Origin of the sequence: Streptomyces sp. A1277 (assembly GCF_004795015.1) — a bacterium.
Classification (GTDB): Bacteria; Actinomycetota; Actinomycetes; order Streptomycetales; family Streptomycetaceae; genus Streptomyces.
Genome location: NZ_SSBI01000055.1, coordinates 1 through 26,779 on the forward strand (window position 1 = coordinate 1; position 26,779 = coordinate 26,779).

24 protein-coding genes and 2 pseudogenes are annotated in these 26,779 nt (G+C 73.1%); 14 read left to right on the forward strand and 12 right to left on the reverse strand.

Annotation, left to right across the window (positions count from 1 at the left end):
- Positions 1–1,434, forward strand: a 1,434-nt coding sequence (locus tag E6R18_RS29070) for a PQQ-binding-like beta-propeller repeat protein (protein ID WP_168712470.1), incomplete at its 5' end; no start/stop codon positions are given.
- A gap of 177 nt (positions 1,435–1,611) precedes the next feature.
- Here E6R18_RS29070 and E6R18_RS29075 read toward each other — a convergent pair.
- The gene (locus E6R18_RS29075) at positions 1,612–2,280 is read right to left on the reverse strand and encodes a hypothetical protein (RefSeq protein WP_136319863.1); all 669 of its coding nucleotides are present in this window, start codon (positions 2,278–2,280) and stop codon (positions 1,612–1,614) included.
- 251 nt (positions 2,281–2,531) lie between these two features.
- Between E6R18_RS29075 and E6R18_RS29080 the strand changes: the two genes are divergently transcribed.
- Positions 2,532–3,065, forward strand: coding sequence for a hypothetical protein (locus E6R18_RS29080; protein ID WP_136319864.1), 534 nt, complete (start codon positions 2,532–2,534; stop codon positions 3,063–3,065).
- A 21-nt stretch (positions 3,066–3,086) separates the two neighbouring features.
- Here the strand turns inward: E6R18_RS29080 and E6R18_RS29085 are convergent, their stop codons facing one another.
- From E6R18_RS29085 to E6R18_RS29095, 3 genes are read right to left on the reverse strand one after another with little or no spacing between them, the layout of a single operon-like run.
- On the reverse strand, positions 3,087–3,863 hold the full coding sequence (locus E6R18_RS29085) for an enoyl-CoA hydratase/isomerase family protein (protein ID WP_136319905.1): 777 nt from the start codon (positions 3,861–3,863) through the stop codon (positions 3,087–3,089).
- 8 nt (positions 3,864–3,871) lie between these two features.
- Positions 3,872–4,312, reverse strand: a complete 441-nt coding sequence (locus E6R18_RS29090) for an OB-fold domain-containing protein (protein WP_136319865.1) — start codon at positions 4,310–4,312, stop codon at positions 3,872–3,874.
- Positions 4,313–4,318: 6 nt separating this feature from the next.
- On the reverse strand, positions 4,319–5,497 hold the full coding sequence (locus tag E6R18_RS29095) for a lipid-transfer protein (RefSeq protein WP_136319866.1): 1,179 nt from the start codon (positions 5,495–5,497) through the stop codon (positions 4,319–4,321).
- A 97-nt stretch (positions 5,498–5,594) separates the two neighbouring features.
- On the opposite strand from E6R18_RS29095, the gene E6R18_RS29100 reads away from it, so the two are divergent.
- The 3 genes from E6R18_RS29100 to E6R18_RS29110 all read left to right on the forward strand — a co-directional run bounded on the left by E6R18_RS29100 (position 5,595) and on the right by E6R18_RS29110 (position 7,901).
- Entirely contained in the window at positions 5,595–7,160 is a 1,566-nt protein-coding gene (locus E6R18_RS29100) for a FadD3 family acyl-CoA ligase (protein WP_136319867.1), read from the forward strand.
- Between the two features lie 70 nt (positions 7,161–7,230).
- The gene (locus E6R18_RS29105) at positions 7,231–7,506 is read left to right on the forward strand and encodes a hypothetical protein (protein WP_136319868.1); all 276 of its coding nucleotides are present in this window, start codon (positions 7,231–7,233) and stop codon (positions 7,504–7,506) included.
- Positions 7,506–7,901 (forward strand): PIN domain-containing protein, encoded by a 396-nt coding sequence (locus tag E6R18_RS29110; RefSeq protein WP_136319869.1) that lies wholly within the window; start codon positions 7,506–7,508, stop codon positions 7,899–7,901. Before E6R18_RS29105 ends, E6R18_RS29110 begins: the two co-directional genes overlap by 1 nt.
- A gap of 88 nt (positions 7,902–7,989) precedes the next feature.
- On the opposite strand, the gene E6R18_RS29115 is transcribed toward E6R18_RS29110, so the two are convergent.
- Both E6R18_RS29115 and E6R18_RS29120 read right to left on the reverse strand, forming a co-directional pair.
- Positions 7,990–8,175 (reverse strand): hypothetical protein, encoded by a 186-nt coding sequence (locus tag E6R18_RS29115; RefSeq protein ID WP_136201622.1) that lies wholly within the window; start codon positions 8,173–8,175, stop codon positions 7,990–7,992.
- 209 nt (positions 8,176–8,384) lie between these two features.
- On the reverse strand, positions 8,385–11,345 hold the full coding sequence (locus E6R18_RS29120) for a BTAD domain-containing putative transcriptional regulator (RefSeq protein WP_136319870.1): 2,961 nt from the start codon (positions 11,343–11,345) through the stop codon (positions 8,385–8,387).
- A gap of 231 nt (positions 11,346–11,576) precedes the next feature.
- On the opposite strand from E6R18_RS29120, the gene E6R18_RS29125 reads away from it, so the two are divergent.
- Positions 11,577–12,797 (forward strand): amidohydrolase family protein, encoded by a 1,221-nt coding sequence (locus E6R18_RS29125; protein ID WP_136319871.1) that lies wholly within the window; start codon positions 11,577–11,579, stop codon positions 12,795–12,797.
- 87 nt (positions 12,798–12,884) lie between these two features.
- On the opposite strand, the pseudogene E6R18_RS29130 reads toward E6R18_RS29125, so the two are convergent.
- Together E6R18_RS29130 and E6R18_RS29135 are read right to left on the reverse strand one after the other, a co-directional pair.
- Positions 12,885–13,244: pseudogene (locus E6R18_RS29130) on the reverse strand (helix-turn-helix domain-containing protein); the annotation flags it as partial.
- A gap of 152 nt (positions 13,245–13,396) precedes the next feature.
- On the reverse strand, positions 13,397–13,600 hold the full coding sequence (locus E6R18_RS29135) for a cold-shock protein (protein ID WP_003967102.1): 204 nt from the start codon (positions 13,598–13,600) through the stop codon (positions 13,397–13,399).
- Between the two features lie 356 nt (positions 13,601–13,956).
- On the opposite strand from E6R18_RS29135, the gene E6R18_RS29140 reads away from it, so the two are divergent.
- The 4 genes from E6R18_RS29140 to E6R18_RS29155 all read left to right on the forward strand — a co-directional run bounded on the left by E6R18_RS29140 (position 13,957) and on the right by E6R18_RS29155 (position 18,784).
- Positions 13,957–14,835 (forward strand): menaquinone biosynthesis protein, encoded by an 879-nt coding sequence (locus tag E6R18_RS29140; RefSeq protein ID WP_136319872.1) that lies wholly within the window; start codon positions 13,957–13,959, stop codon positions 14,833–14,835.
- A 306-nt stretch (positions 14,836–15,141) separates the two neighbouring features.
- Positions 15,142–16,860 carry a serine/threonine-protein kinase gene (locus E6R18_RS29145; RefSeq protein WP_136319873.1) on the forward strand — a complete coding sequence of 573 codons (1,719 nt, stop codon included), beginning with the start codon at positions 15,142–15,144 and terminating at the stop codon, positions 16,858–16,860.
- A 72-nt stretch (positions 16,861–16,932) separates the two neighbouring features.
- A complete protein-coding gene (gene mqnC, locus E6R18_RS29150) occupies positions 16,933–18,132 on the forward strand; it encodes a cyclic dehypoxanthinyl futalosine synthase (RefSeq protein ID WP_136319874.1) in 1,200 nt (399 codons plus the stop codon).
- A gap of 7 nt (positions 18,133–18,139) precedes the next feature.
- Positions 18,140–18,784, forward strand: a complete 645-nt coding sequence (locus E6R18_RS29155) for a hypothetical protein (protein ID WP_136319875.1) — start codon at positions 18,140–18,142, stop codon at positions 18,782–18,784.
- Between the two features lie 5 nt (positions 18,785–18,789).
- Here E6R18_RS29155 and E6R18_RS29160 read toward each other — a convergent pair whose 3' ends face one another.
- The 4 genes from E6R18_RS29160 to E6R18_RS29175 form a co-directional block, all read right to left on the reverse strand.
- The gene (locus tag E6R18_RS29160; protein ID WP_136319906.1) at positions 18,790–19,419 is read right to left on the reverse strand and encodes a DUF3152 domain-containing protein; all 630 of its coding nucleotides are present in this window, start codon (positions 19,417–19,419) and stop codon (positions 18,790–18,792) included.
- A 176-nt stretch (positions 19,420–19,595) separates the two neighbouring features.
- Positions 19,596–20,441, reverse strand: a complete 846-nt coding sequence (locus E6R18_RS29165; protein ID WP_240799891.1) for a DUF3152 domain-containing protein — start codon at positions 20,439–20,441, stop codon at positions 19,596–19,598.
- A complete protein-coding gene (locus E6R18_RS29170; protein WP_136319877.1) occupies positions 20,431–21,315 on the reverse strand; it encodes a hypothetical protein in 885 nt (294 codons plus the stop codon). Before E6R18_RS29170 ends, E6R18_RS29165 begins: the two co-directional genes overlap by 11 nt.
- An 11-nt stretch (positions 21,316–21,326) precedes the next feature.
- Complete coding sequence (locus E6R18_RS29175; protein ID WP_136319878.1) at positions 21,327–21,836, reverse strand: SigE family RNA polymerase sigma factor; 510 nt, start codon at positions 21,834–21,836, stop codon at positions 21,327–21,329.
- Positions 21,837–21,979: 143 nt separating this feature from the next.
- Between E6R18_RS29175 and E6R18_RS29180 the strand changes: the two genes are divergently transcribed.
- The 4 genes and pseudogenes from E6R18_RS29180 to E6R18_RS29190 all read left to right on the forward strand — a co-directional run bounded on the left by E6R18_RS29180 (position 21,980) and on the right by E6R18_RS29190 (position 26,650).
- Positions 21,980–22,672 (forward strand): demethylmenaquinone methyltransferase, encoded by a 693-nt coding sequence (locus E6R18_RS29180; protein ID WP_206308459.1) that lies wholly within the window; start codon positions 21,980–21,982, stop codon positions 22,670–22,672.
- Between the two features lie 171 nt (positions 22,673–22,843).
- Positions 22,844–22,911 (forward strand): annotated as a pseudogene (locus E6R18_RS35305) (zinc-ribbon domain-containing protein); the annotation flags it as partial.
- Between the two features lie 148 nt (positions 22,912–23,059).
- Positions 23,060–25,219, forward strand: coding sequence for a hypothetical protein (locus E6R18_RS35310; protein WP_276607274.1), 2,160 nt, complete (start codon positions 23,060–23,062; stop codon positions 25,217–25,219).
- Between the two features lie 147 nt (positions 25,220–25,366).
- Positions 25,367–26,650 carry a geranylgeranyl reductase family protein gene (locus E6R18_RS29190; protein ID WP_136319881.1) on the forward strand — a complete coding sequence of 428 codons (1,284 nt, stop codon included), beginning with the start codon at positions 25,367–25,369 and terminating at the stop codon, positions 26,648–26,650.
- Positions 26,651–26,779 lie beyond the last annotated feature (129 nt).

Genomic DNA, 26,779 nt, shown 5'->3' on the forward strand with positions numbered 1-26,779 from the left:
GATCTGCAGCCGCCGGGCGCCGACTGGGACGGCCCCTGGCAGGGCGGCCCCGCCACCCGGCCGCCCGTGTCCCCGGCCCCGGTGCCCGACGCCGGCGGACCGGTCCGGCTGACCGGGGCGCAGGTGCCGATCGGGCCGGGCCCGCGCGCCCAGGACGTCCGCGCGTCGGCGGCCGGCGCCGATGCCGGACCGGCGACCGGCTGGATCCGCCCGCCCGCCGGGGCCAACGGCTCCTCCCCGGCCACCGCACCCGTGCCCGCCCCGGCCCAGGCCCCCGACAGCGAGCAGTCGGGCCCCGAGCGGTGGCGGCCCTGGCGGTTCCGGATGTCCAATGACGTGTGGGGCACCCCGGTCGTCGTCGGCGACCTCCTCTACGTCACGTCCTTCGAGGTCCACGCGCTGGACACGGGCAACGGGCGGCGCCAGTTCAAGACCCGGGACGTGGCCTGGGCGATGGCCGTCGAGGGCGGCCGCATCCACGCCTCCGACGGGCCCTCGCTCTACGCCCTGGACGCGGCGTCCGGCTCCGAGCGGTGGCGCGTCCGGACCGACGCGTGGGTGTACGCGCTCAAGGCCGACCGCGGCACGGTCGTCACCGGCACCCGGGGCGGCGGCGTCCAGGCGTGGGAGGCGGCGACCGGCGAGAAGCTGTGGGACCTCACCGGCGCGCAGACCGACTTCGAGACGCCGGAGGCCGGGCCCGCGATCCACGACGGCACGGTGTACGTGTGGCAGGACGCCCGCCTGCGCGCCCTCGACGCCCGGACCGGCGTCGAGCGCTGGTCCTACCCGGTGGGCGACGCGGCCTCCTGCGGCGGCGTGCCGGTCCGGGTGACCCCGGCGCCCGACGGCTACGCGTACGTCTCCGCCGGGACGCGGGTCCTCGCGGTGGACATCGTCTCCGGCCATGTCCGCTGGCACTTCGAGTGCCCGGCGGTCTTCCTCTCCCCGCCCGCCTTCGCGCCGGGCCCGGCGGTCACCGGGGGCGGGGTCTACCTCGCGGACTACCTCGGCACGGTGTACGCCCTGGACGCCGCGACCGGCAAGGACCGCTGGCGCATCGCCACGGAGGCCCGCAAGTCCACCGAACCGGTGCTCGTCGTCGCGGGCAACGTCCACGTGGGCAGCGGCAGCGCGCTCTACACCCTCGACGCGGTCACCGGCACCCCGAAGTGGCGCTTCGCCGCGGGGGGCGAGGTAATCGGCGCGCCGGTCGTCGCCGCCGGCCGCGTCCACTTCGGCTCCGCGGACCACGTCCTCTACACCCTCGACGCCGCGGGCGGCCAACTCCGCTGGAAGCTGGCCACGGGCGGCGAGATCACGGGCTCGCCCGTGGCGGAGGGCGGCGTGGTCTACGCCTGCAGCAAGGACCGCTGCGTGTACGCGCTGGACGCGCTGAAGGGCACGGGCACGGGGGGCAGGGCGAGGGCGTGACCCTCCAGCCCGTGCGGCACCCCTGCCCGGGCCCGCCACGGCCCGCCCGGGCCCGCCCCGTCACCCCCGCCCGGGCCCGCCCCGTCACTCCCAGCCCGTCCGGCGTTTGAGGACGGAACCCTGGCGGTGATGACCGGTGCACAAGGGCTCGGGCCCGCCCGATTACCGGTTCCGTCCTCAATCGCCGGACGGGCTGGGTTTCCCGCCAGGCGGCCAGGACTCGTCGCCGGACGGGTCGTCGCCGGACGGGTGCGAAGGAGTCGCCCCGGGGCGACCGGACTCAGCCCCGGGCCCCGCATAAGGCGCATCCCCCTCCGGCTCCGGCCAAGGGCTCGTCTGGACCGATGGGCCCGGCTCCCGGGTGGGCGGCCACGTGTCGGGGTCGCCGGACCCAGGCGCCTCGTACACCCGCCCCGCCCGGCCCCGCCGCCTCCCGGACATCAGCGCCGCCCCCAGCAACATCAGCACCCCGCCACCCCCGGCCAACGCCACGCCCAGCCCCAGCCCCGACCCGTCGCCCGCGACGGAAAGGCTGCCGGTCGCCTGGCCCTGGCGGACCATCCACAGGACCGTGAACCCGAGCGCGACCACGCCCGCCAGGGCGACGAGGAGACGGGAGCGGAGGACCACACCCACCGCGGTCACCACCGCCGCGCAGAGGAACGGAAGCCACAGGGACGAGAACAGTCCCCCGGGATGCGCAGCGGTCACACCGGTCCCGGTGAACAGGTCGCCGAGACGGTAGTGCCGCCCGAGGCGGCCGTCGTACCAGTCACGGAAGGGGCTCAGCACGGCGGCCGCCGCTCCGGCGAGAGCGACGATCGCACCGAGGACGTTGCGGATCATTTCCGTACCTTCCAGGACCCCCAGGTACATTTCAGCGCTCCCGCTCCGACGCTACGCCGTCCGCGTGACCCCCGCCACCAGACGATGACGAGACCGTGACAGGGTCATGACCGGGCCGCCGGTCCCGCGCGTCATGCTGTGCGTTACGGTGTCGCGCGCCCGGCCCCACGGCCGGCCACGCACCGAAACGGCAGAACACCACACGGCAGAACACCACACGGCAGAACACCACACAATCGGGGGCGGAATCGATGAGACGGCAGCATGTGAAGCTGACGGTGGTCCTGGTCGCGGTGGTACTCGCGCTCACCGGCTTCTCCAGCTCCAGCCACGGCGGCAAGAGCGGCAAGAGCCGGAGGTCGAGCAGCCACAGCAGCGGTGGCGGGTGCTCCAACTCCAAGAAGAGCAACGGCACCTACCACGACACCGACTCCGGTACCCGCTACCGCACCTCGGGCGGCACCTCGGGCACCACCCGTACGTCCCCGACCCCCACCGCGACGGCCGCGCCGAAGGCGTACGTCTTCCGCTGCGCCCAGCCCGCGCAGGGCACGAGCAAGGCAGTCACCGCCTCGACCGTGCGCCTCACCGCGAACGCGAGCGGCACGCACACCTACGAGGTCGACGTGGCCTTCCTCGACGCGGCCGGCACCACGATCGACACGGGTGAGGCGACCGTGCAGGCGGCGCGCGGCGAGACGAAGACCGTGTCCGTGCAGATGGACCGCCCGAGCGAGGTCGCCCGGGTGAGCAGGTGCACGGTCACGGCCACACTCGGCTACTGAGCCCCCAGGGCCCCGGGCCCCTCACCGCACCCGGAACCCGCCACCCCTGCCCCGCGCCCCGAACAGCTCCGCCTGCCGCCCCGGCGCCAGGTTGCCGAGCGCGATCAGGTGCGGGGCATGGGCGAGCGCCTGCGCCCGCGCCGCCTCCCCGGCGGACCAGACGGCCCGTACCGTGCCCTGCACCGCCTCGGTCGGGTACGAGGCGATGACCGCCGCAGCCCGCAGCGCGGCGGCCACCGCGCCGCCGGGCGGGGTGAGTTCGCTGACGAGCCCCGTCTCGTACGCCCGCCGGGCCCCGACCCGCTCGGCCGTCCCCATCAGCGCCATCCGCGCGACCTCCCCGTACGGCATCCGCTGCGCCATGAAGATCGCCTCGTACGCGCTGACCATGCCGTACGTGGTGTGCGGGTCGAAGAACGTGGCCTCCTCGGAGGCGACGACGAACTCCGCCTCGCCCAGCAGGTAGAACGCCCCGCCGCAGGCCATCCCCTCCACGGCCGCGATCACCGGCTTCCACAGGTCGTTGGCCTTCGGCCCGATCGCGAGCAGCGGATCGTCGATCGTGTACGGGGACGAGGGCTGCGGCACGTCCACGCCCCGGTCGACGCCCGTGCAGAACGCCCGGCCCCCCGCCCCGGTGACGACGGCCGCCCGCACCTCGTCGTCGTACCGCAACGCCCGCCACGCGGAGGCCAGTTCGGCGGCGGTCGCGAGGTCGATCGCGTTGTGCTTCTCGGGCCGGTCCAGGGTGAGCAGCGCCACCCCGGCCTCCCGGTCCCTCTCCACGCGCAGCGCCATGTCCCCGCTCACCGCTCCAGCGTCCAGCGCACCAGGGCCACATCGGCGGTGACGGGACAGAAGACCGCCTTCACCGGCGCCCCGATCCGCAGCCGCTCCGGATCGACGGAGTCCAGCGGCGCGTCCGGCCCGCTCACCACATTGCCGACGAGCCGGATGCCGGGGGCGTCCGTCAGTTCGACCACGACGACGTTGTACGGGGCCTGCGCGGCGTACGCGGGCAGCAGCGGCGGATGCGGCAGCACGTACGACCAGACGCGGCCGCGCCCGCTCACCGCCCGCCACTCGCTGTCGAACGACCGGCAGTGCGGGCAGCACGGCCGGGGCGGGAAGCGCGGCCGGCCGCAGCCGGTGGCGGCGCACGCCTGGACGCGCAGTTCGCCGCGGGCCGCGTACTCCCAGAAGGGCGCGCCGTCCTCGTCGGTGACGGGCGGCAGGAGGTCGTCCATCGCGGGTCAGCTCCTCAGCAGTACGGCGGACGTGGGGACGCACTCCCCGGCGGTGACCAGGCAGGTCGAGGCGCCGGGGACCTGGGAGGTGGAGGTGCCGCGCAGCTGCTTCACGCCCTCGGTGATGAGGTTGAAGCCGTGCACGTACCCCTCGCTGAGTCCGCCGCCGCCGGTGTTGAGGGGCAGCCGCCCCCCGCTCTCCAGCGCCCCGCCCTCGGTGAAGGCGCCGCCCTCGCCGCGAGCGCAGAAGCCGTAGCCCTCCAGGGAGAGCGGGACGAGCGGGGTGAACGCGTCGTAGATCTGCGCCACATCGACGTCCTCGGGCCCGAAGTCGGCCTGCTTCCACAGCTTGCGGGCGGCGGCCCAGGAGGGCCCGGTGAGCGGGTCGTCGGTCCAGTAGTTGACCATTCCGTGGTGCTGGGCGGGCAGGCCCTGGGCGACGGAGTGGAGGTAGACGGGCTTCTGCCGCAGGTCGCGGGCGCGTTCGGCGGAGACGACGACGCAGGCGAGCGCCCCGTCCGTCTCCAGGCAGTTGTCGAAGAGGCAGAGCGGCTCGCTGATCCAGCGCGAGGTCATGTACATCTCGCGGGTCAGCGGGCGGTCGTACATCACGGCGGCCGGGTTCCGGTTGGCCCGGTTGCGGCAGGCGAGGGCCACGTTGAAGAGATGGTCGCGGGTGGACCCGTACTGGTGCATGTAGCGCCGCGCGAGCATCCCGATCTCGTCGGCGGGCCGCAGCAGCCCGTAGGGCCGGGTCCACTGGGCGGGGGTCGGCAGCTGCGCGGCGGTGGCCCGCCAGGGGCGCGGCCCCGAGCCCCGCTTGCGCGCCCGCCAGGCGACCCCGACGTTCGCCTGGCCGGTGGCGATGGCGGCGGCCAGATGCGCGAGCGTGGCGCAGGAGCCGCCGCCGCCGTACCCGGCCTTGCTGAAGAAGGTGACGTCCCCGGCCCCGATCGCCTTGGCGACCTCGACCTCGTCGGTCTCCTCCATGGTGTACGAGGCGAAGGCGTCCACCTCCGAGGCGTCGATGCCCGCGTCGTCGAGCGCCGCCACGATCGCCCGGCAGGCGAGCGTCTTCTCCGGCTCGTCCAGTCGTTTGGCGAACTCCGTCTGCCCGATCCCGGCTATCGCCGTCCTGTCCTTGAGCGTTCTGTCCCTGGGCGTCCTGTCCCTGAGCGTCGCCACCGCCACCTCCGCGGACGTCGTGACTGACTGCTGACAGCCGAGGAGGCTACAGCTAATCTGACGGTTAGTCAGCTCCCGGACGGCAGGAGGGAACGAGATGCGCGGAGACGAGGAATGGTCCACGGTCGCCCAGCTGGTCCGGGCGGCGGCCGAGCGGTACGGCGACCGGGAGGCCGTGGTCGAGGGCCGCACCCGCCTCACGTACACCGGACTCGGCGCCCGCGTGGAGCGGGCCGCCGCCGCGTGCATGGCCGCCGGCGTGGAGCCGGGGGACCGGGTCGCGGTCTGGGCGCCGAACACCCTGGACTGGATCGTCTCGGCGCTGGGCGCGGTGACCGCCGGCGCGGTCCTGGTCCCGCTGAACACCCGCTTCAAGGGCGCGGAGGCGGCGTACGTCCTGGAGCGGTGCCGCGCGAGGCTGCTCTTCGTCACGGGCACCTTCCTCGGCACGTCGTACGTGGCGTCCCTGCGCCGCGCGTCCGCCGAACTCCCGCACCTGGAGAAGGTGGTGGTGCTCGCCGACACCGCGCCCGAGGACTACGTGACCTGGAAGGACTTCCTGGCGGCGGGGGAGGGGGTGTCGTCGGCGGCGGTCCGCGCCCGCGCGGACGCCATCGCCCCCTCGGCCCCCTCCGACATCATCTACACCTCGGGCACCACGGGCCGCCCCAAGGGCGCGGTCATCAGCCACGCCCAGACGCTGCGCTGCTACGCGATATGGAGCGAGCTCGCGGGCCTGCGCGAGGGCGACCGCTACCTCATCGTGAACCCGTTCTTCCACACCTTCGGCTACAAGGCGGGCGTCATCGCCTGCCTGATGCGCGGGGCGACGATGATCCCGCAGCCGGTGTTCAACGTGGACACGGTCCTCGCCAACATCGCCGCCGAACGCGTCTCGGTCCTCCCCGGCCCGCCCACCCTCCACCAGTCACTCCTGGACCACCCGGCCCGCGCCGCCCACGACCTCTCGGCCCTGCGCCTGGTGGTGACGGGCGCGGCGGTGGTCCCGCTGCAACTGGTCGAACGGCTGCGCACGGAGCTGAACATCGCCACCGTCCTGACCGCGTACGGCCTCTCCGAGGCGAGCGGCATCGTCACGATGTGCCGCCCCGGCGACCCGCCGGAGACCGTAGCCGCCACCTCCGGCCGCGCGATCCCCGGCACGGAACTCCGCGTCCTGGCCGCCCCCGGCGAACCCGGCGAGATCCTGGTGCGCGGCTTCCACGTCATGCACGGCTACTTCGAGGACCCCGCCACCACGGCCGCCGCGATCACCCCGGACGGCTGGCTGCACACCGGCGACGTGGGCGTCCTGGACGAGGCGGGCAACCTGCGGATCACGGACCGGATCAAGGACATGTTCATCGTCGGCGGCTTCAACGCCTACCCCGCGGAGATCGAACAGCTCCTCGGCCTCCACCCGGACGTCGCCGACGTCGCGGTCGTCGGCATCCCCGACCCCCGCCTGGGCGAGGTCGGCAAGGCGTACGCGGTGCGCCGCCCGGGCGCGACGGTGACGGCGGACGACCTGATCGCCTGGTCCCGCCGCGAAATGGCCAACTACAAGGTGCCGAGGGCGGTGGAGTTCGTACCGGAACTCCCGCGCAACGCGAGCGGCAAGGTGGTGAAGGGGGAGCTGCGGGGGCCGGCCGGTCACCCCTGAGGGTGAGCCGATCACCCCATGTGATGAATCCGGCTATTCGGCCGAAAGGGTGGCGGGTATGGTGCGAAGTATGGCTACCAAGAAGTACACCGTCACCCTCCCGGAGGAGCTGGCGGAGGAGATCCGCAGCGAGGTCGGCCCGGGGGCCTTCAGCGCGTATGTCACGCGGGCCATAGAGCGCCAGCGCGAGCACGACCGGCTGGGGGAGCTGGTGGCGCGGCTGCTGGAGGAGGGCGGCCCGCTGACCGAGGAGGAGGAGGCCGCGGCCGACAAGGAGATGCGCGAGATCGAGCGCTGGTTCGAGACGCGGGAATCCGGCCCTCGGCATCAGGCGGACGCCGCATGATGCCGGAGATGACGTATGTCCTGGACAGCGAGGCCCTGTCCCGGATGGTTCAGCGTGACCGGACGATGGCCGTCACATTGGCCAGGGCCCACCAGTCCGGCGTCCGCGTGGTGACGAGTGCCATGGCGCTTGTCGAGGCGTACCACAGCAAGGTCCGGCGGCCCGTGTGGGACTGGGCGATGTCCCGGGTCGTCGTCGAGCCGGTGACCAAGTCGGTGGCGGACGAGTCGATCGATCTGCTCGGGACCACCGGCCTGCACGGCCACAAGTACGCCATCGACGCCGCCCTCGCGGCCATCGCGAACCGGCAGCCGGGCCGGACGGTGGTCTTCACCTCGGACCGGGTCGACATGGAGAAGCTGTGCGGGGCGGCGGTCCTGGTGCGGGGGCTGTAGCGCCCGCCCCCGGACGCGCGGCGGCCGCGACGGCTTCCCCTCCGCGCCGCCGCGGCCGTTCCCCCCGTGCCCCCGTCGGATTGCGGCTCTAGTTGGCCGGCTCGCTCGTCGCGTGGGTGTTGTCCGTCTTGTCCTCGGTCTCGCCCGCGGGCGCCGACGTGGCGTGGGTGTTGAGCGGCTTGATCTTGCCGTCCGTGCCCAGGATGTCCGCCGGGGCGCTGGTGGCGTGGGTGTTGAGCGGCTTGATGATCGGCTCGTTGCTCTCGTCGGCCATGATCGTCTACTCCCGTTAGTGGTTCGTCGTGCTGGGTCGGCGAGGCCCGTCCGGCTGTTCCCCCGTGGACTGCCGGACGGGCCTGTCGGGGCCGCTCACATTAGTGCCACGGCCGTACGTCGCCCCGCCTGCCCCCCGACGCGACGGATCGACTACCCAGAGACTGGCCTGCCGCGATAAACGAACGATGAACGGCCTGGCAGGGCAGGTCAGGAGACCGTCTCGGTGATGAGGAGCTGCCGGACGTCGGCGGCCTCCGGGGAGCCGAGCGCTTCGAATATCTCCAGCGCCTCGCGCCAGCAGACCTGGGCGCGGCCGGTCTGCCCGATACCGGACAGCGACCTGCCCAGGACCGTGAGCACGTTGCCACGACGCCATTCCCCGCCGATGCCCCGGAGGACGGTGAGCGCCGTCTCGGAGTTGGCGGCGGCCTGCGCCGGCCGGTGGGCCGCTATGTCGAGTTCCGCCAGGCGGAACAGCGCCATGCCCTCCCAGAGGCGTTGCCGACTGTCCTTGAAGACCTGGTACGCCTCCTTGAGGCTGTCCGCCGCCTCCTCCAGCCGGCCGCTCTGCGTCAGTGCGAGCCCCAGCGCGTAGCGGCCGTTCGCGCCCTTGAGCGCGTGGTTCATCTCGTCGTACATGGCCGTGCCGCGCTGGGCGAGCGACACGGCTGTGGTCGTGCGCCCCATGGCCAGGTGGACGCGCGAGAGGTTGCACAGGGCGGACGCCTCCCCGGGCCGGTCGCCCAGCTCGCGGAAGTCCTTGATGGCGCGCGTCAGATGCTTCTCGCCGTCCGTGTGCCGGTTCTCGTAGAGCGCGACGATGCCCAGCAGATTCGAGGCCCAGCAGCCCGGCAGCGGGTCCTGGGCGGACGCCGAGAGCCGCAGGGCCCGCGTGCACTCGTGCTCGGCCAGGTCGAAGCGGCCGGACACGTGATGCACGTTGGCGAGGGTGATGAGGGCCCTGGCCTGCGACTTGGTGTCACCGGACTCCTCGGCCGCGCGGCAGGCCGCGGTGACGGTCGCCTCGTACTCCTTCGAGTTCGCCCCCGACTCCGCCAGTTCGATGGCCGCCCAGAGGAGATCGACGGCATGGGACGGCGCAGGTCCGTGCGCGGCCTGGCGGGCGCAGGCCAGCAGCGTCCCGGCCTCGTTGTAGAGCCAGTCCTGTGCCTCGCGCCGGCTGGCGAACGTCAGTCCGCTGTACGAGGTGGGCGCGAGGTGGTCGACCAGGGTGTCGCCCGGCTTCTCCATGGCGCTGACACAGGCGACCGTCGCCAGATAGAAGTCCAGCAGCCGCGACAACGCCGCCTCCCGCTCGCCCGGTGCCTGTTCGTCCCGCTCCGCGCACGAGCGCGCGTACAGGCGGACCAGGTCGTGGTAGCGGTAGCGGCCCGGGGCCGCCGACTCCACCAGGGACGTGTCGACCAGGGCCTCCAGGAGGTCTTCCGCCGTGTGCGGGTCCAGGTCGAGGAGGGCGGCAGCGGCGGCCAGGGAGATGTCGGGGCCGTCCGCGAGGCCGAGGAGGCGGAAGGCGCGGGCCTGAGCCGGTTCCAGCTGGCCGTAGCCGAGTTCGAAGGTGGCCTTCACCGCGAGGTCGCCGGCCTGGAGCTCGTCCAGCCGGCGGCGTTCGTCCGCGAGCTTGGCGGCCAGGACGGAGACCGTCCAGGTGCGGCGGGAGGCCAGGCGGGAGGCGGCGATGCGGATCGCGAGGGGGAGGAAGCCGCACGCGGCGACCACGTCGAGCGCCGCCTCGCGCTCGGAGTTGATGCGTTCCTCGCCGACGATCCGGGTGAAGAGCTGAAGCGCCTCCTCCGGCGACATCACGTCCAGGTCGACCAGGTGCGCGCCCGCCAGGTCCACCATCCGGACCCGGCTGGTGACCAGGGCGGCGCACCCCTCCGTACCGGGCAGCAGCGGCCGGATCTGGGCGGCGTCGTGCGCGTTGTCCAGGAGGACCAGGACGCGGCGGCCGTCGAGCGTGGAGCGGTAGAGCGCGGCCCGCTCGTCCAGGGTGTCCGGGATGGCCGAGTCCGCCGTGCCGAGCGCCCGCAGGAACGCGCCGAGGACCGTCTCCGGCTCGGCGGCCCTGGCCCCCGCACCCTGGAGGTCGACGTAGAGCTGCCCGTCCGGGAAGTGCTTGCGTGCCTGGTGGGCGACGTGGACGGCGAGGGTCGTCTTGCCGACGCCGCCGATTCCGGCCAGCGCGGAGACGGCCATCACGGAGCCCTCGGCCGTGGCGAGCCGGTCGCTCAGCTCGCGGACGAACGCGTCCCGGCCCGTGAAGTCGGGGACGGTCGCGGGCAGCTGGGCCGGGCGGACCGGCGCCGCGGCCGGGGCCGGTTCGTCCGCCGGGCGGGCCAGCTCCTCGTCGGCGCGCAGGATGCGCTGCTGGAGCTGGGCCAGCTCCGCGCGCGGGTCGACGCCCAGCTCCTCGGCGAGCAGCCGGCGCGTGTCCGCGTAGACGGCGAGCGCCTCCGCCTGCCGGCCGCTGCGGTACAGGGCCACCATCAGGAGTTCCCGCAGCCGCTCCCGCAGCGGGTGCGCCGCGGTGAGCGCGGTCAGTTCGGAGACCGCCTCCGCGTGGCAGCCGGCCTCCAGGTCCAGGTCGAGACGGGTCTCGGTGAGCTGGAGCCGCCACTCCTCCAGACGGGTGCGCTGGTATTCGGCGTACGGGCCGGGCACCGAGGCCAGCGCCTCGCCGTCCCACAGCCCGAGCGCCTTGTTCAGCAGGGCCCGCGCCCCGTTGCGGTCGCCCGCCGCCCGCGCCTTCTCCGCGCCCGCCGAGAGCTCCTGGGCGACGGTCAGGTCCAGGGCGTCCGGGCCCGTCCGCATCGCGTAGCCACCGGAGTCGCTGGCCAGGGTGTCGGGGCCCAGCACCTTGCGCAGCCGGGAGGCGTACGTCCGTACGGCGGCCAGTGCCTGGGAGGGCGGTTCGTCGCCCCAGATGGCGTCGATGAGTTCGGCGGCCGTCGCCGTGTGGCCGCCGCGCAGCAGCAGCGCCGTCAGCAGCGCGCGCTGCTGCGGTGAACCGGACGGGAGCGTCTCGCCGCCCCGCCGGGCCCGTACCGGACCGAGTACGGAGAAGTGCAGCACGGCCTCGTCCGCCGGCCGCCGCTCCGGGGCCCGCTGCTCCGGAACGCGTACCCGTGGCCCGTCGTCACGGCCCATTGCTGCCTCCTGTCCTGCCTGCGCACGGCCCGGCACGGTCACTTCGTCCGGATCGGTGCCAGACCATCCGGATTGCTCCATACCGTTGATATCGCCGTCAACAGTCTGCCTTGTGAGGGGTGGACGCGTCAGCAGTGGATGACTCTCTGCACAAGCCTTCGACAACGATTGTGGAACGAGGGCGCGTCCGAGTAGCTGACGGTTCGTCAGATCAGCGCTACCGTGGAACACATGGAGACCTTCCCGAAGATCATCTCGGTGGACGACCACACGGTGGAGCCCGCTCATGTCTGGCGGGACCGGCTCCCGTCCAGGTACGCGGACTCGGGGCCGCGCGTCGTCCGCGCACCGCTCAAGGAAATGACCTTCATGGGCGGCAAGTTCGCGCCCGTGATGGGTGCGAAGGGCGACGAGGGCCCGGTCGGCGACTGGTGGGTGTACGAGGATCTGCACCGCCCGCTGACCCGGCTCGACACCGCCGTCGGCTACGACAGGGACGAGATCAAGCTCGAAGTGATCACGTACGAGCAGATGCGTCCCGGTTCGTTCTCCGTGCCGGACCGGCTGGCCGACATGGACGTCAACCACGTGCAGTCCGCGCTCTGCTTCCCGACCTTCCCGCGCTTCTGCGGCCAGACCTTCACCGAGGCGAAGGACCGCGAACTGGGCCTGCTGGGGGTGCGCGCGTACAACGACTGGATGGTCGAGGAGTGGTGCGGGCCCGACGCGCACGGCCGGCTCATCCCGCTGACCCTGATCCCGCTGTGGGACGCGGAGCTCGCCGCCGAGGAGGTCCGGCGCAACGCGGCCCGCGGCGTGCGCGCGGTCGCATTCTCCGAAATACCTCCACATCTCGGCCTGCCGTCCATTCATACGGACGACTGGGATCCGTTCCTGCGGGCCTGCGACGAGACCGGCACGGTCATCGCCATGCACATCGGCTCGTCCTCGCGGATGCCGTCCACCTCGGCCGACGCGCCGCCGGCCGTCGGCTCCACCATCACGTTCGCCAACTGCTGCTTCTCGATGGTCGACTGGCTGATGAGCGGCAAGTTCGAACGCTTCCCCAACCTGCGGATCATGTACGCGGAGGGCCAGATCGGCTGGATCCCGTACATCCTGGAACGCGCCGACGTGGTCTGGGAGGAGAACCGCGCCTGGGGCGGGGTCGCCGACAAGGTCCACCGGCCGCCTTCTGAGCTGTTCGCCGACCACGTCTACGGCTGCTTCTTCGACGACGCCTTCGGGCTGAGGAACCTGGACGCGATCGGGGTCGGCAACGTCCTGTACGAGACGGACTACCCGCACTCCGACTCCACCTGGCCCAGGTCCCGCGAGGTCGGCGAGGCCCAGATGGGCCACCTGGACGCGGACGTGGTCGACCGGATCGTCCGCGGCAACGCGATCGACCTGCTCGGACTGACCCCGGACGGGCTCTGGGCGGGGGCGTAGGGGAGGAGGGCGCCCGTCACGCGACGGGCGCCCCGCCCGTCAGGCCGTCGCCCGGGTCACCGGCTCCCGGAGCTCGGTCACCCACTGCTCGTTCGTGGACACGCGTCCCTCGCTCTCGATCGACCGGAGCCTCGCCTCGACCTGGGCCAGCCGTGCGGCCGCCGCGGCCATCGCCGCCTCCAGCTCCGTCCGGCGCAGCCGCAGCATCCCGCGCAGCTCCTCCGGGCCGACCGCCTCGTCCAGGACGGCCCGCACCTGCTGGAGCGTGAAGCCGAGGTCCTTGAGCGCGATGATCCGGTTGAGCCGGGCGAGCTGGGCGGCGCCGTGGTAGCGGTAGCCGGTCGAGGGGTCGGTGCGGTCGGGGTGCAGCAGCCCGATCTCGTCGTAGTGACGCGGCATGCGGGCCGGCACCCGCCCGTACCGGGCGAAGTCTCCGATGGTGAACATGACGCCTCCCACTGCACGGCCTCACACGGTGTGAAGGTCAAGGGGCGGTCGGAGCGGGCCGCACGGGCAGGAGCCCCGCCCCTCCGCCGACGCGGAGGAGCGGGGCTCCTTGGGTACTGCTCTTACCGGCCGCGATCGGCCGACCCGGGCAACTAGGCCGGGGTGACGTTCTCAGCCTGCGGGCCCTTGGGGCCCTGAGTGACGTCGAAGTTCACGACCTGGTTCTCCTCGAGGGAGCGGAACCCGGACGCGTTGATCGCGGAGTAGTGGACGAAGACATCCGGGCCGCCGCCGTCCTGGGCGATGAAGCCGAAGCCCTTTTCAGCGTTGAACCACTTGACGGTTCCGGTAGCCATAAGCCCTCCTTGGGCCAAAGGGTTGCCCTGCTCCAGAACCTGCAATGAAGTCTGAAAACTACAAAAGCCTGCGGGGTCACATGCTCCGCAGGCTCTGTACTGCAAGGGAAACCAAACTGCAACTTGGCGTCGAGCCTAGCACGCAGCATGTCCGGAGGGGTAGAGGGAAAGATCACTTCACCCGGATGTTTGATTGCCGCGCGGATGAGCGGCCCGGGACGGCGTTCCCGGTGCCGTTCCGGTGCCGTTCCGGAAGGGCCTTCGCACCCGGTCGCGGACGCCGCAGACGGGGCGGATCGGATGACGCCGCACGCCCCGGTGGGGCCGTCGGGCGGCGACAGGTCTAGCCTCGCGATGTGGACAATTCAACCGTTTCAAACGCCGCGGTCGACGACCGTCGCCCCCGGCCGCGCGTCGGCCACATCCAGTTCCTCAACTGCCTTCCCCTCTACTGGGGGCTCGCACGGACCGGAACCCTGCTCGACCTGGAGCTGTCGAAGGACACCCCGGAGAAGCTCAGCGAGCAACTGGTCAGGGGCGACCTGGACATCGCCCCCGTCACCCTGGTGGAGTTCCTGCGCAACGCCGACGACCTGGTCGCCTTCCCCGACATCGCGGTCGGCTGCGACGGCCCCGTCATGTCGTGCGTGATCGTCTCGCAGCGCCCCCTGGAGGAGCTGGACCGGGCCCGGGTGGCGCTCGGCTCGACCTCCCGGACATCGGTGCGGCTGGCGCGCCTGCTGCTCGCCGAGCGCTACGGCGTGACCCCCGACTACTACACCTGCCCGCCCGACCTGGGCGTCATGATGCAGGAGGCGGACGCCGCCGTCCTCATCGGTGACGCCGCGCTCCGCGCCAACCTGCACGACGCCCCGCGCCTCGGGCTCCAGGTCCACGACCTGGGCGCGATGTGGAAGGAGTGGACCGGCCTGCCGTTCGTCTTCGCCGTCTGGGCCGCGCGCAAGGACTACCTGGCCGCCGAGCCCACCGCGGTCAAGCAGGTGCACGAGGCGTTCCTCGCCTCCCGCGACCTGTCCCTGGAGGAGGTCACCAAGGTCGCCGAGCAGGCGGCGCGCTGGGAGGCATTCGACGCGGAGGTCCTGGAGCGCTACTTCACGACGCTCGACTTCCGCTTCGGCCCGGCGCAGCTGGCGGGTGTCGAGGAGTTCGCCCGCCGGACCGGCGAGGCGGCGGGCTTCCCGGCGGACGTGAAGGTCGAGCTGCTCGGCGGATGACCCGGACGAGAGGGCTCCACCCCTGAGGGGAATGCCCTTTTCGATTCGCGCGAACGCGCGGTGAATGGCCGATTGCGGGAGACATCGGGGATACGCCCCCGATGTCTCCCGCAATCGTCTCCGGTACCTCCCGCAATCCGCCGCCGGATGACCGGTGCATTCACGCCTTTTGTTGCGGTGAATGACGTCGTTCGTTCCCTTCGGGGCGAAATCGGCGGATGGTTTCTCCCGTGTCCGGACGAGACTTCCCGGACACGAACTAGGCTTCGGTCGGAGGTCCGGCCGGTTCACAGGGGGAGTCCTTATATGCAGCCGCTGGAAGCCGGGGAACCGCTGAGCATCGGCGCCTACCGGCTGCTCGGCAGACTCGGTGCCGGCGGCATGGGCCGGGTCTATCTCGGCCGCAGCGCGGGCGGCCGGACCGTCGCCGTCAAGGTCGTCCACCCCCACTTCGCGCTCGACGAGCAGTTCCGCGCCCGGTTCCGGCGCGAGGTGGAGGCGGCCCGGCGGATCGGCGCCCAGTGGACCGCGCCCGTCCTGGACGCGGACCCGGACGCCCCCGTCCCGTGGGTCGCCACCGGTTACGTGGCCGGGCCGCCGCTCTCCGCCGCCGTCACCGACCACGGCCCGCTGCCCGAGCACGCGGTACGGGTACTGGGCGCCGGGCTCGCCGAGGCGCTGGCCGCCGTCCACGAGCGGGGCCTGATCCACCGGGACGTGAAGCCGTCCAACGTGCTGCTCGCCCTCGACGGCCCCCGGCTGATCGACTTCGGCATCGCCCGGGCCATCGACGCGACCGCCTCGCTGACGTCCACCGGGGTCTCCGTAGGCTCGCCCGGCTACATGGCGCCCGAGCAGATCCGGGGCGCGGACATCTCGGGGGCGGCCGACGTCTTCTCGCTGGGCGCGGTCCTGGCGTACGCGGCGACCGGCTCCGCCCCCTTCCTCGGCGACTCCTCGGCCGTGCTCCTCTACAAGGTGGTCCACGAGGAGCCGGAGCTCGGCGACCTGGAGGGCGGGCTGCGCGAAATCGTCGCCGCCTGCCTGGAGAAGGACCCGGACCGGCGGCCGACACCGGCCGAGCTGGCCCGGGAGCTGACGCCCGGCGGGGCGGCGGCCGCGGTGGCGGCGGGCTGGCTGCCCGGCCCGCTGGTGCGCGAGGTCAGCCGGTCGGCGGTCGCGCTGCTCGACCTGGAACCGCAGGAGGCACCGGTCCAGTCCGGCCCGGTGCCCTTCAGCAACCCCTCCTTCGCCACGGCCGCCCCGGCCGCCGCCCTCGGCGTCTTCGGCCCGCCCGCCGACCCGCCGCACGCCCCGCACCCGCCCACCGCCGGGGCGGGCGGGCTGCCCGGGCAGCGCACCGGTGAGCGCCGCCTCACCCTCGGCACGGCGGCGGCGCCCGGGGCGGACGGGGCGCGAGGGCGCCGGGTGAGCTGCACCGTCGCCCTCGCGGTGGCCGGGGCGCTCGCCGCGGTGACCGTGGGCGGCGCCTTCCTGCTGGACCTGGTGCCGGGCGGCGGCGACGGCAACAACGTCGGGCACGGCGATGTCGGCCGCACTCCGTCCGCCGCCTCCCCCACCCGCCCCTCCGCCTCCACCGAGCCCTCCCCGCCCGCCGGCTCCGCCACCACGGGCCCGAAGCAGGTCGGCGAGGTGCCCGAGGCGTTCGTCGGCACCTGGAAGGGGCCGCTCACCGAGAAGACGACCGGCCAACCGCACGGCACGCTGACGGCGGTCTTCGAGAAGGGCCGCAAGGGCACGGACGTGGTCCACCTGACCACCTCGGTCTCCACCCTCGGCGTGAACCTCACGTGCTACAGCGTCGCCACCCTCACCTCGGCCACCGCACAGGAGCTGGAACTGCGCGAACGCGCCGACCCCGACCGCCCCGGCACCGCCGGCCTCTGCACCACCACACCCGCCGACCTCCACTTCACCCGCACCGCCGACGGCACTCTGCGGTTCCGGTCCGAGGAGCGGGGCGCCGGACTCCCGTACGGCACGCTGACCCGGTCCGGCGGCTGACCGCCGACGGCGCTGGCGTACGCTGAACCGGTCCGTAGATCCGTTGAAAAACCGCCGAAAGGTGACAGCCCGGTGACCGAGAAGGCCGACCTTCAGCCCATCCTCGACCGAGCCGCCGAAGGCGGCCGGATCACTCCGGAGGAGGCGCTCGACCTCTACCGGTCGGCGCCGCTGCACGCCCTGGGCGCGGCCGCCGACGCCGTGCGCCGGCGCCGGTACGCCGGGACGGAACACATCGCGACGTACATCATCGAGCGCAACATCAACTACACCAACGTGTGCGTCACGGCGTGCAAGTTCTGCGCGTTCTACGCCGCGCCGAAGGACACCGCCAAGGGCTGGTCCCGCGACCTGGACGACATCCTGCGCCGCTGCGCGGAGACCGTCGAGCTGGGCGGCACGCAGATCATGTTCCAGGGCGGGCACCACCCGGACTACGGCGTGGAGTACTACGAGGAGCACTTCTCCGCGATCAAGAAGGCGTTCCCCCAGCTGGTCATCCACTCGCTGGGCGCCTCCGAGATCGAGCACATGGCACGGATCTCCAAGGTCTCCGCCGAGGAGGCGATCAGCCGCATCCACGCCGCCGGTCTCGACTCCTTCGCGGGCGCCGGCGCCGAGCTGCTGCCGGCCCGGCCGCGCACCGCCATCGCCCCGCTCAAGGAGTCCGGCGAGCGGTGGCTGGAGATCATGGAGATCGCCCACGGCCTCGGCGTCGAGTCCACCTCCACCATGCTGATGGGCACCGGCGAGACGAACGCCGAGCGCATCGAGCACCTGCGCATGATCCGGGACGTGCAGGACCGCACCGGCGGCTTCCGCGCCTTCATCCCGTACACGTACCAGCCGGAGAACAACAAGCTGAAGGGGCAGACGCAGGCCACGCTCTTCGAGTACCTGCGGATGATCGCCATCGCCCGGCTCTTCCTGGACAACGTCGCCCACATCCAGGGCTCCTGGCTCACCACCGGCAAGGAGGTCGGCCAGCTGTCGCTGCACTACGGCGCGGACGACCTCGGCTCGATCATGCTGGAGGAGAACGTCGTCTCCTCCGCCGGTGCCAAGCACCGCTCCAACCGCCTGGAGATCATCGACCTGATCCGCAAGGCGGACCGGGTCCCGGCCCAGCGCTCCACCACGTACGAACACCTCGTCGTGCACGACGACCCGGCGGACGACCCGGTCGACGAGCGCGTCGTCTCGCACATCTCGTCCGTCGCGATCGAGGGCGGCACGGCCCACCCGGAGCTCAAGCTCCTGGGCGCCAACTAGAGCCGCCTTGCTGACGATCCACGCCGCCGCCCTGCTGCTGCCGGGCGGCGGCCGCGCACCCGTGCCCGGCGGTGCGGTGGCCGTGCGGGACGCGGCGGTCGCCGCCTTCGGACCGTACGCGGAACTGGCCGCCGCCCACCCCGCCGCCCGGGTCCGGCACTGGCCGGGCGTCCTGACTCCGGGCCTGGTCCAGCGGGACGCGGTCCGGCTGCTGGAGGAGTGGTACTTCCCCGACCCGCGCGAGGCGGACACCCTGGGCACCGAGCCCCTGACCGGCGCCGCGCTCGACACGCTCGGCCCCGAGGACACCTGGCGGGCGGGCAGCGTGCGGCGCGGGCTGCACCGGATGCTCCGGCACGGCACGACCGCGGTGACCGCCGCCCCCACCGCGCCTCCCGCCCTGCTCACCGCCGTCCGCCGGTCCGGCCTCACCGTTCTCGGCCCGTCCGCGCCCACCGGCGGCGGGCCCCGGCTCGACCCGCTGTCCGGCGCCGGGGCGCTGGCCGACGCGACGGCGGCCCCGCTCACCGTCGGGGGCCGCGCGGACCTCGCCGCCTTCGACGCGCCGGACGAGGCCGCGCTGCTGGCGGCGGGCGCGGCGAGCTGTGTGGCGACGATCGCGGCGGGCCGGCTGGCGTACCGGGGCCGCTGACGCGGCTACGGCACGGAGGGGCCGCCCAGATACCGCCCGTTGGTGTCGTACGGCCAGGCGTTCGCGACGCACCCCTTCAGCCCGTCGATCTGCTGCATCATCGCGGGGGCGGGACGGCCCTTGCCGGGGCAGGTCTCATGGCCGTGGCCCAGCCAGTGGCCGACCTCGTGGTTGATGATCAGCGCGCGGTACTCGGCCAGCGGCCCGTCGAACTCCGGCGAACCCGTCTGCCACCGCTTCAGGTTCACCATCACATCGGCGCCGACCCGGCAGTTGACCTCGCCGTGCGTGTCGAGCCCGCTCTCTCCGCAGATCCGGTCGGTGGTCTCCGGGGTGGCGATCCGTATGACCAGACCCGCAGGGCCCGCGGCGACCTGCCGGAACCTGTGCTCCCCGTGGTGCGACCAGCCCCGGGGCGCGGCCAGGATGCGCGCGACGACGGCGGCGGCCTTGTCCGGGTCGAGCCCGGAGCCGTCCTCCACCTCGACCCGGTAGGCGTTCCCCGTACCGCTGTCGGTGGCGGCGGCCCGGGCCACGGCGAAGGCGGCCGTGGGGGAGTCGCCGCGCCCGTGCGCGTCGTTCCAGCGGAGGCCGACGACGGCGACGGCCGCGAGCACGAGGGGAACGACGGCCACGACCAGCACCCGGCTCCGCCCGCTGTCCCCCCGCTTCCCCCGGCGCCCCTTCCAATCGGGCATCCGCGCCCCTCCCAGTGATCGGCGGTTCCGTCCCCCGCTGTAGGACCGGTGACAGGGCGAATTGGTTCAGTCCACATCCCTATGAGGTGGGGCCGAGGGCGCGTGAAGAATCGTTACGGCACGGACGGACCACCCAGATAGGCCCCCTTCTCGTCGTACGGCCAGGCATTGGCGACGCACCCCTTGAGCCCGTAGATCTGCTGCATCATCGCGGGGGCGGGACGGCCCTTGCCGGGGCAGGTCTCGTGGCCGTGGCCGAGCCAGTGGCCGACCTCGTGGTTGACGATCAGAGCCCGGTACTCGTCCAGCGGGCCGTCGAACTCCGGCGAACCGGTCTGCCAGCGCTTCAGGTTGACCATCACCGTCTCGGAGATCCGGCAGTTGACCTCGCCGTGCGTGTCCATGCCGCCCTGCCCGCAGATCCGGTCGGTGGTGGCCGCGGTCGCGATACGGATCACGAGCCCCACCGGTCCCGACTCCACCCGGTGGAACGAACGCGTCCCGCTGTGCGCCCAGCCGCGCGGGGCGGCCAGGATGCCGGCGATCCGCGCGGCGGCCTCGTCCGGGTCGACGCCCGAACCGTCCTCGACCTCCACCCGGTAGGCGTTCGGCCCGCCCGACGAGGTGCCCGCCCGGGCGGCCGTGAAGGTGCCGGGGCCGGAGGCCGGGATACGGACGCGGGTGCGCGTGGGGGAGGGGGACGGCTTCGGGGCCGGGGCGGGCTTCGCGGAGGGCGTGGGTGAGGCGGCGGCCGAGGGCTCACGCGCGGTGGTGGCGGCCCGGGTGTCGTTCCCGCCCGTCCAGTGGGGCGCGAGGACCACGACGGCAGCGATCAGCGCCGCCGGTACGGCGAGGGCGGCGAGCACCCGTATCCGGCCACGCCGCCGCGCCCGCCGCGCCCGCCGGGCGCGCCGCCGACCGCCCCGGCCGTGGCGCGCCCGCCTCGTCTCAGCCGCCACGGACCACATGCTCCGAGGACTCCATCGGACGGACGTCGGCGTAATAGACGAGTTCCAGGAACCGCGCGTCCTGGGCTACGTCGAGCAGCTGGGCCGAGGTCACCGGCGCCGACACCATGGCCTTGTCGTCGCCCCCGACCGACAGCGTGACGCTGCTGTGGCCGCGCTCGAAGGTGAGGACGGTGCCGGTGACCGTCTTCGCCTCCTTCTCCCCGTTCTCCGACACGGAGACGGACCGGACCGTGATGCCGTTCGGCGTCGTCGCCTCCCTGCACCGGAGATGCTTCTCCGGGACCGAAGTGCAGGGGGGATCGGCGGGGGTCGCCCCCGGCCCGGCCTGCGGGCGGACCGAGAACACGAGGGGGAAGACCAGACCGCCCGACCCGCCCTGGTACCGGCTGACGTCGAGGTCGACCGGGCGGACCGGGCCGAACGCCTTGGGCAGCAGCTCGTCGAACAGCGCGGCCGCCTCCTGCTGGAACTTCTCCTGCCGGGCCCGCTCGGCCGCCGGCAGGTCCGCCATGGACGACTCGCCGGGGCTCGGCTCGATGTGCACGGGGGTGCGGGCGGCGCGCGGGACGTCGGTGGCCGTGGCCGACGAGGCGGCGGACCACTTCCGTACCGGCTCCGCGCCCCCGCCCCACACCGGCAGCGTGGCGCCGAGAACCCCCAGGGCGGCCACGGCGGTCACCCCCGCACCGATCGCCGCACGGGCCCGGGCCCGGCGCCGGCGGCCCTGGACCAGGGCCCCGGGCACCAGATCGGGCGGCGGCGGCGCGCCCTCGGTGGCCCGCTCCATGGCGGCCCTGATCAGCAGCTCCTGGTCCTCCCGGCCGGGCTCGCCGCCCGGGGAGGTGTCCGTGAACACGTGCACGACGTATCTCCTCAGCTTCGGGTGGTGTAGAGGTGCGCGTCGCCCAGGCGGGTGCGCAGGGTCGCCAGCGAGCGCGAGCACTGGCTCTTGACGGTGGACGGGCTGCACCGGAGCAGCTCGGCGACCGTCTCCACGCTCAGGTCCTCCCAGTACCGCAGGACGACCATGGCCCGCGCCCGGGGCGGCAGTTCGGCGAGGGCCGCCAGCAGGGTGACCGTGAGCTCCGGACCGACCGCCGGAGCGGGCGCGGCGATCGGCGTGTGGGCGAGGAGGTCGCGCAGCCGCCTGCGGCGCTCGGCGATGTAGGTGCGGGTGAGTACGGTCCTGGCGTAGGCGTCCGGATGGTCGGCGGCACGCACCCGGTGCCAGTGCTGGAACAGCTTCGCCAGCGTCGTCTGGGTCAGATCGCGAGCGGCGTCGGCGTCCCCGCAGAGCAGGTACGCGGTGCGGTAGAGCCGGCGCTGACCCGCGCGGGCGAATTCCTCGAAGCCGTCGGCGCTCCGGCTGGCTCCCGTGAACATCTGCCCCCTTCCCTTTTCGTTCCGGTTCTCTCCGGTGGTCTCTCGCTGAGTACTGAGTGCCGCCGGGCCGGAAAGGTTGAAGCCGGGTTTTCCGGGGGCGTCCGCCGCGAGGCCGCGCCGACCGGGCTGCTTGAATGGGGTGCGTGACCCGAGCCTCCCTGGACAAGCAGCCGCACGAAGTCGCCTCGATGTTCGACGACGTGGCGGCGAACTACGACCTCACCAACGACGTGCTCTCGCTCGGCCAGGACCGGCTGTGGCGCAGGGAGGTCGCCAAGGCGGTGGACGCGCGGCCCGCCGAGAAGGTCCTCGACCTGGCGGCCGGCACGGCGACGTCCTCGCTGCCGTTCGCCGCGACCGGTGCGTACGTCGTGCCGTGCGACTTCTCCATCGGCATGCTCCGCGAGGGCAAGCGCCGCAACTCCTGGCTGCCCTTCACCGCCGGCGACGCCACGAAACTCCCGTTCCGCGACGAGTCCTTCGACGCGGTGACCATCTCCTTCGGGCTGCGCAACGTCCAGGACACGGACACGGCGCTGCGCGAGCTGTACCGGGTCACCAAGCCGGGCGGCCGGGTCGTCATCTGCGAGTTCTCGCAGCCGGTCTGGACCCCGTTCCGCACGGTCTACATCGAGTACCTGATGCGCGCCCTGCCCCCGGTCGCCCGCGCGGTGTCGTCCAACCCCGACGCGTACGTCTACCTCGCCGAGTCGATCCGCGCCTGGCCCGACCAGCCCGGCCTCGCGAAGAAGCTCCAGCGGGCCGGCTGGTCCCAGGTCGCCTGGCGCAACCTCACCGGCGGTGTGGTCGCCCTGCACCGGGGCGTGCGCGACTGACGGCCCGGTGCACCGTTCGGCAGGGTTCTTGGCGTTCGCGAAAGCGGTTGCGCGCATTCCGAGTTGACGGGAACCGGTGGGCGGGGAAGATGTGTCGTTGATACGGCACGCGTCTTCCCCGTTTCCGTGTGTCACCGTTTCGCTCGCCACCGTCCCCGCTGCGGAGCCCTCATGCCGTCGTACTGCCCGTTTTGTGGAGCCCAGGCGCCGGACGAGGCGCGCTTCTGCATGAAGTGCGGACGCGAACGCCCCGCCACCCCTGCGGCACCGCCGCAACCCGCCGCGCCCCCGCCCCCGGCCGCCGCACCGCCCGCCGGCTCGCCGCCTCCCGGTGCGCCGCCCTTCGCGGCGGGGCCCGGGTCTCCGCCGCCGCCCGGGTACGCGCCGATGCCGGCCGCCCCGGCCGGGCCCTCGCCGCTCGGGCTCTTCTTCGGGCGGGTGGCGCGCGGTGACCGGGCGGGCTCGCTGAAGGCCGCCGTCTGGCCGGCCGGGCTGATCGTGGCCCTCGCGGTGGCGCTGGCCATCCCCCGCTACGGGCAGGGCGACGAGGACTACGTCGGCTTCGTCGACCGGCTGCGGATCGCGCTCGCCATGCTGCTCCAGGCGGTCGGCGGCGGCTTCGAGGTACGGGCAGCCACACCGGGCGGCATGAACACCGGCGGGTACGGGGGAGGTTCGGCGTACGGGGACACGTACGGCGACTTCGACCCGGGCGGCGCCCAGGGCCACGTCACGCTCTCCCTGATCCCGCTCACCGTCACCGTCCTGTGGATCGGCGCACTGATCCTCGGCGCCCGGGCCGTCCGCAGACAGGGCGGCGGGCTGGAGGCGGCGGTACGCATCAGCGTCGTGTCCGCCGCCGCCGTGCTGGTCCTCGCGCTCTACGCACAGCCCGAGATCCAGGGCGTCGAGGTGCACTCCTCGCCGGTCCTGGCCGCCCTCGGCGCGCTCCTCATCGCCCTCGTGACCACCGGCGCGGTCCTGCAACGCGACGTCGCGGCGCAGTGGCTCGCCCTGCGCCCGGCCGCGCAGAGCCTCGTACGCGCCGCCGGGACCGCCGTCCGCGCCCTCGCCGTCGTCCTGCTGCTCTGCGCCCTGATCGGGTTCATCTGCTACGCCAACGCGGACGGCGTCCACGGCAAGGGCCTGCTGGTCGCCCTGCCGCTGCTGCCCAACATCGCGCTGCTGGTGCTCTCGGTGAGCTGGGGCGGGACCGTGGACTACGACCTGAGCGGGCAGGCGGACGTCTTCGGCTCCGGCGGAGAGCACGGCGCGTTCGGCCTCGGTGACCTGGGCGACGGGCTGGGCGGCTGGGCCGTGACCGGCGCCCTGGCCACCGGCCTCGTCTGCGCCCTCGTCGTCGGCCTGCTCGCCGCCCGCCGCTCGGCCGACCGGCGCGAACAGGTCACCGCCGGCGGCCTGTTCCTGCTCGGGTACCTGGTGCTGACCGGGATGTGCGGCCTGTCCTCGGAGGTCTCCGGCGGCGTCTCCGACCTCGGTGGCCGGGGCACCATGGAGCTCGCCCCGAGCGTGGCGGACGCGCTGCTGTTCGGGCTGCTGTGGGTGGGCTGCGCGGTGCTCGTCGCGCCGTACCTGCTGCGGATGACGGGGCACGGCGGCGGCCCGGGCCCGGGCCCCGGCGCCCCGGCGTACCCGCCCGCGCAGACCCCGTACGCCCCGCCGCCGGGCACGGCCCCCGGGCCCGGCCCGTACAACCCCCCGCCCGGGGCCACGCCCCCGCCCGGTCCGCAGGACCCCTCCGCCGGGATGACCGCCGCCCCGGAGGCGTACGCCCCGCCGACCGGCACGCCCCCGGGGCCGTACATCCCCGCGCAGGCGACCGCACCCGCGCCCGAGCCCCGGCGTCGGCGGCCTGCCCTCGTCTGGGGTGCCACGCTCGTCGCCGCGCTCGTCCTCGGCGGCGGTGCGACCGCCGGTGTCATCGCCCTGATGGACCGCCACAACGACGACCCCGACACCTCCGACACCTCCGACACCTCCGACACCTCCGACACCAAGAACACCGAGAACACCACAAGCACCGAGGACAGCGGGGCGGAGCCGGCCCAGGAGCGGGTCGGTGACCACACCGCCCCCACCGTCCCCGACGGGTACCGGATGGTCGCCGACACCGCCGGCTTCGCCCTCGCCGTGCCGGACCTCTGGGAGCGGCAGGGCGAGGAGAACCACCAGATCACCTACTCCAGGTCCGCCGGTGACGCCGAGCTGAAGATCGGCGTCACCGCGGGCGCGCCCCACACCTCGTACGAGAACTCCAAGGCCCTGGAGAAGACCGCCGACGCCGACCGGAGGGGCTATCAGCAGATCCAGCTCTCGGCCAACACGTTCCAGGGCCGGCAGGGCGCCCGATGGGAGTACACGTACGAGAAGGGCGGTGTGACGATCCACGTGATCGACCAGAGCTACATCGCCGAGGACGGCACCGAGTACGCCATCCAGGTCACCGAACGCGATGTCGACTGGGTGGCCGCCCGGGAGGTCTTCGACACCGTCCTGTCCACCTGGATGCTCAACGACGTGGACTGACACCTTCGGCGCAGCTGTACGACGGGAGGAGCAGTAGGCGCGATCGACATCAGGCAGCCCTTCGGAGGGCTGATCAGCAGCCCCCCATAGACTGCCTTGGACCTGTGCCGCGCGGCACGCGAATTCGAGTCTTCGGGAGAGCCGACCGTGACCGAGCCCCTGTCCGAACACAGCGCGGACGTCATCGTCGTCGGGGCGGGCCCAGCCGGCTCCACGACCGCCCACTACCTCGCCAAGGCCGGGCTCGACGTCCTCCTCCTGGAGAAGACCGCGTTCCCGCGCGAGAAGGTCTGCGGCGACGGCCTCACCCCGCGCGCCACCAAGCAGCTCGTCTCCATGGGCATCGACATCTCCGAAGAGGCCGGCTGGCTGCGCAACAAGGGCCTGCGCATCATCGGCGGCGGTGTCCGGCTCCAGCTGGACTGGCCGGATCTCGCCTCCTACCCGGACTACGGACTCGTCCGCAAGCGCGACGACTTCGACGAGCAGCTGGCCCGCCAGGCGCAGAAGGCCGGTGCCCGGCTGTACGAGCGGTGCAACGTCGGCGCCCCGATCACCGACGAGCGCACCGGCCGGATCACCGGCGTGCACGCCAAGCTCGGCGAGGAGAAGACCCCGGTCACCTTCCACGCCCCGCTCGTCGTCGCCGCCGACGGCAACTCCACCCGGCTCTCCCTCGCGATGGGCCTGCACCGCCGCGAGGACCGCCCGATGGGCGTCGCGGTCCGTACGTACTTCACCTCCCCCCGGCACGACGACGACTACCTGGAATCGTGGCTGGAGCTGTGGGACCGCCGGGGCCCCGAGGAGAAGCTGCTGCCCGGCTACGGCTGGATCTTCGGGATGGGCGACGGCACCTCCAACGTCGGCCTCGGCATCCTCAACTCCTCGTCCGCCTTCAAGGAGCTGGACTGGCGCGAGGTCCTCAAGGCTTGGTGCGCCTCCATGCCGGAGGACTGGGGCTACACCCCGGAGAACATGACGATGCCGATCCGGGGCGCCGCCCTCCCGATGGCCTTCAACCGCCAGCCGCACTACACCAAGGGCCTGCTGCTGGTCGGTGACGCGGGCGGCATGGTCAACCCGTTCAACGGCGAGGGCATCGCGTACGCCATGGAGTCGGGCCAGATCGCGGCCGACGTCATCGTCCAGGCGCACGCCCGCGCGACCCCGGCCCAGCGGGAACTGGCGCTGAGCAACTACCCGAAGGTGCTCAAGGAGACCTACGGCGGCTACTACACGATGGGCCGCGCCTTCGTGAAGCTGATCGGCAACCCGAAGGTCATGAAGGTCGCGACCCAGCGCGGCCTGACGCACCCGCTGCTGATGAAGTTCACGCTGAAGATGCTCGCCAACCTCACCGACCCGACGGGCGGCGACGCGATGGACCGCATCATCAACGGCCTGGCGAAGGTGGCACCCAGCTCGTAACGCCCGTGCGCGAGCCGATCCCGCCGCCCCGGCCGGGGCGGCGGGATCCTGCCTGCTCCCTGCGGCCGGTCGGCATGCAGGCGTGTCGGCGCACATGCCTTCCGGGGGGAGGCTGCTCGGTCAGGGGGC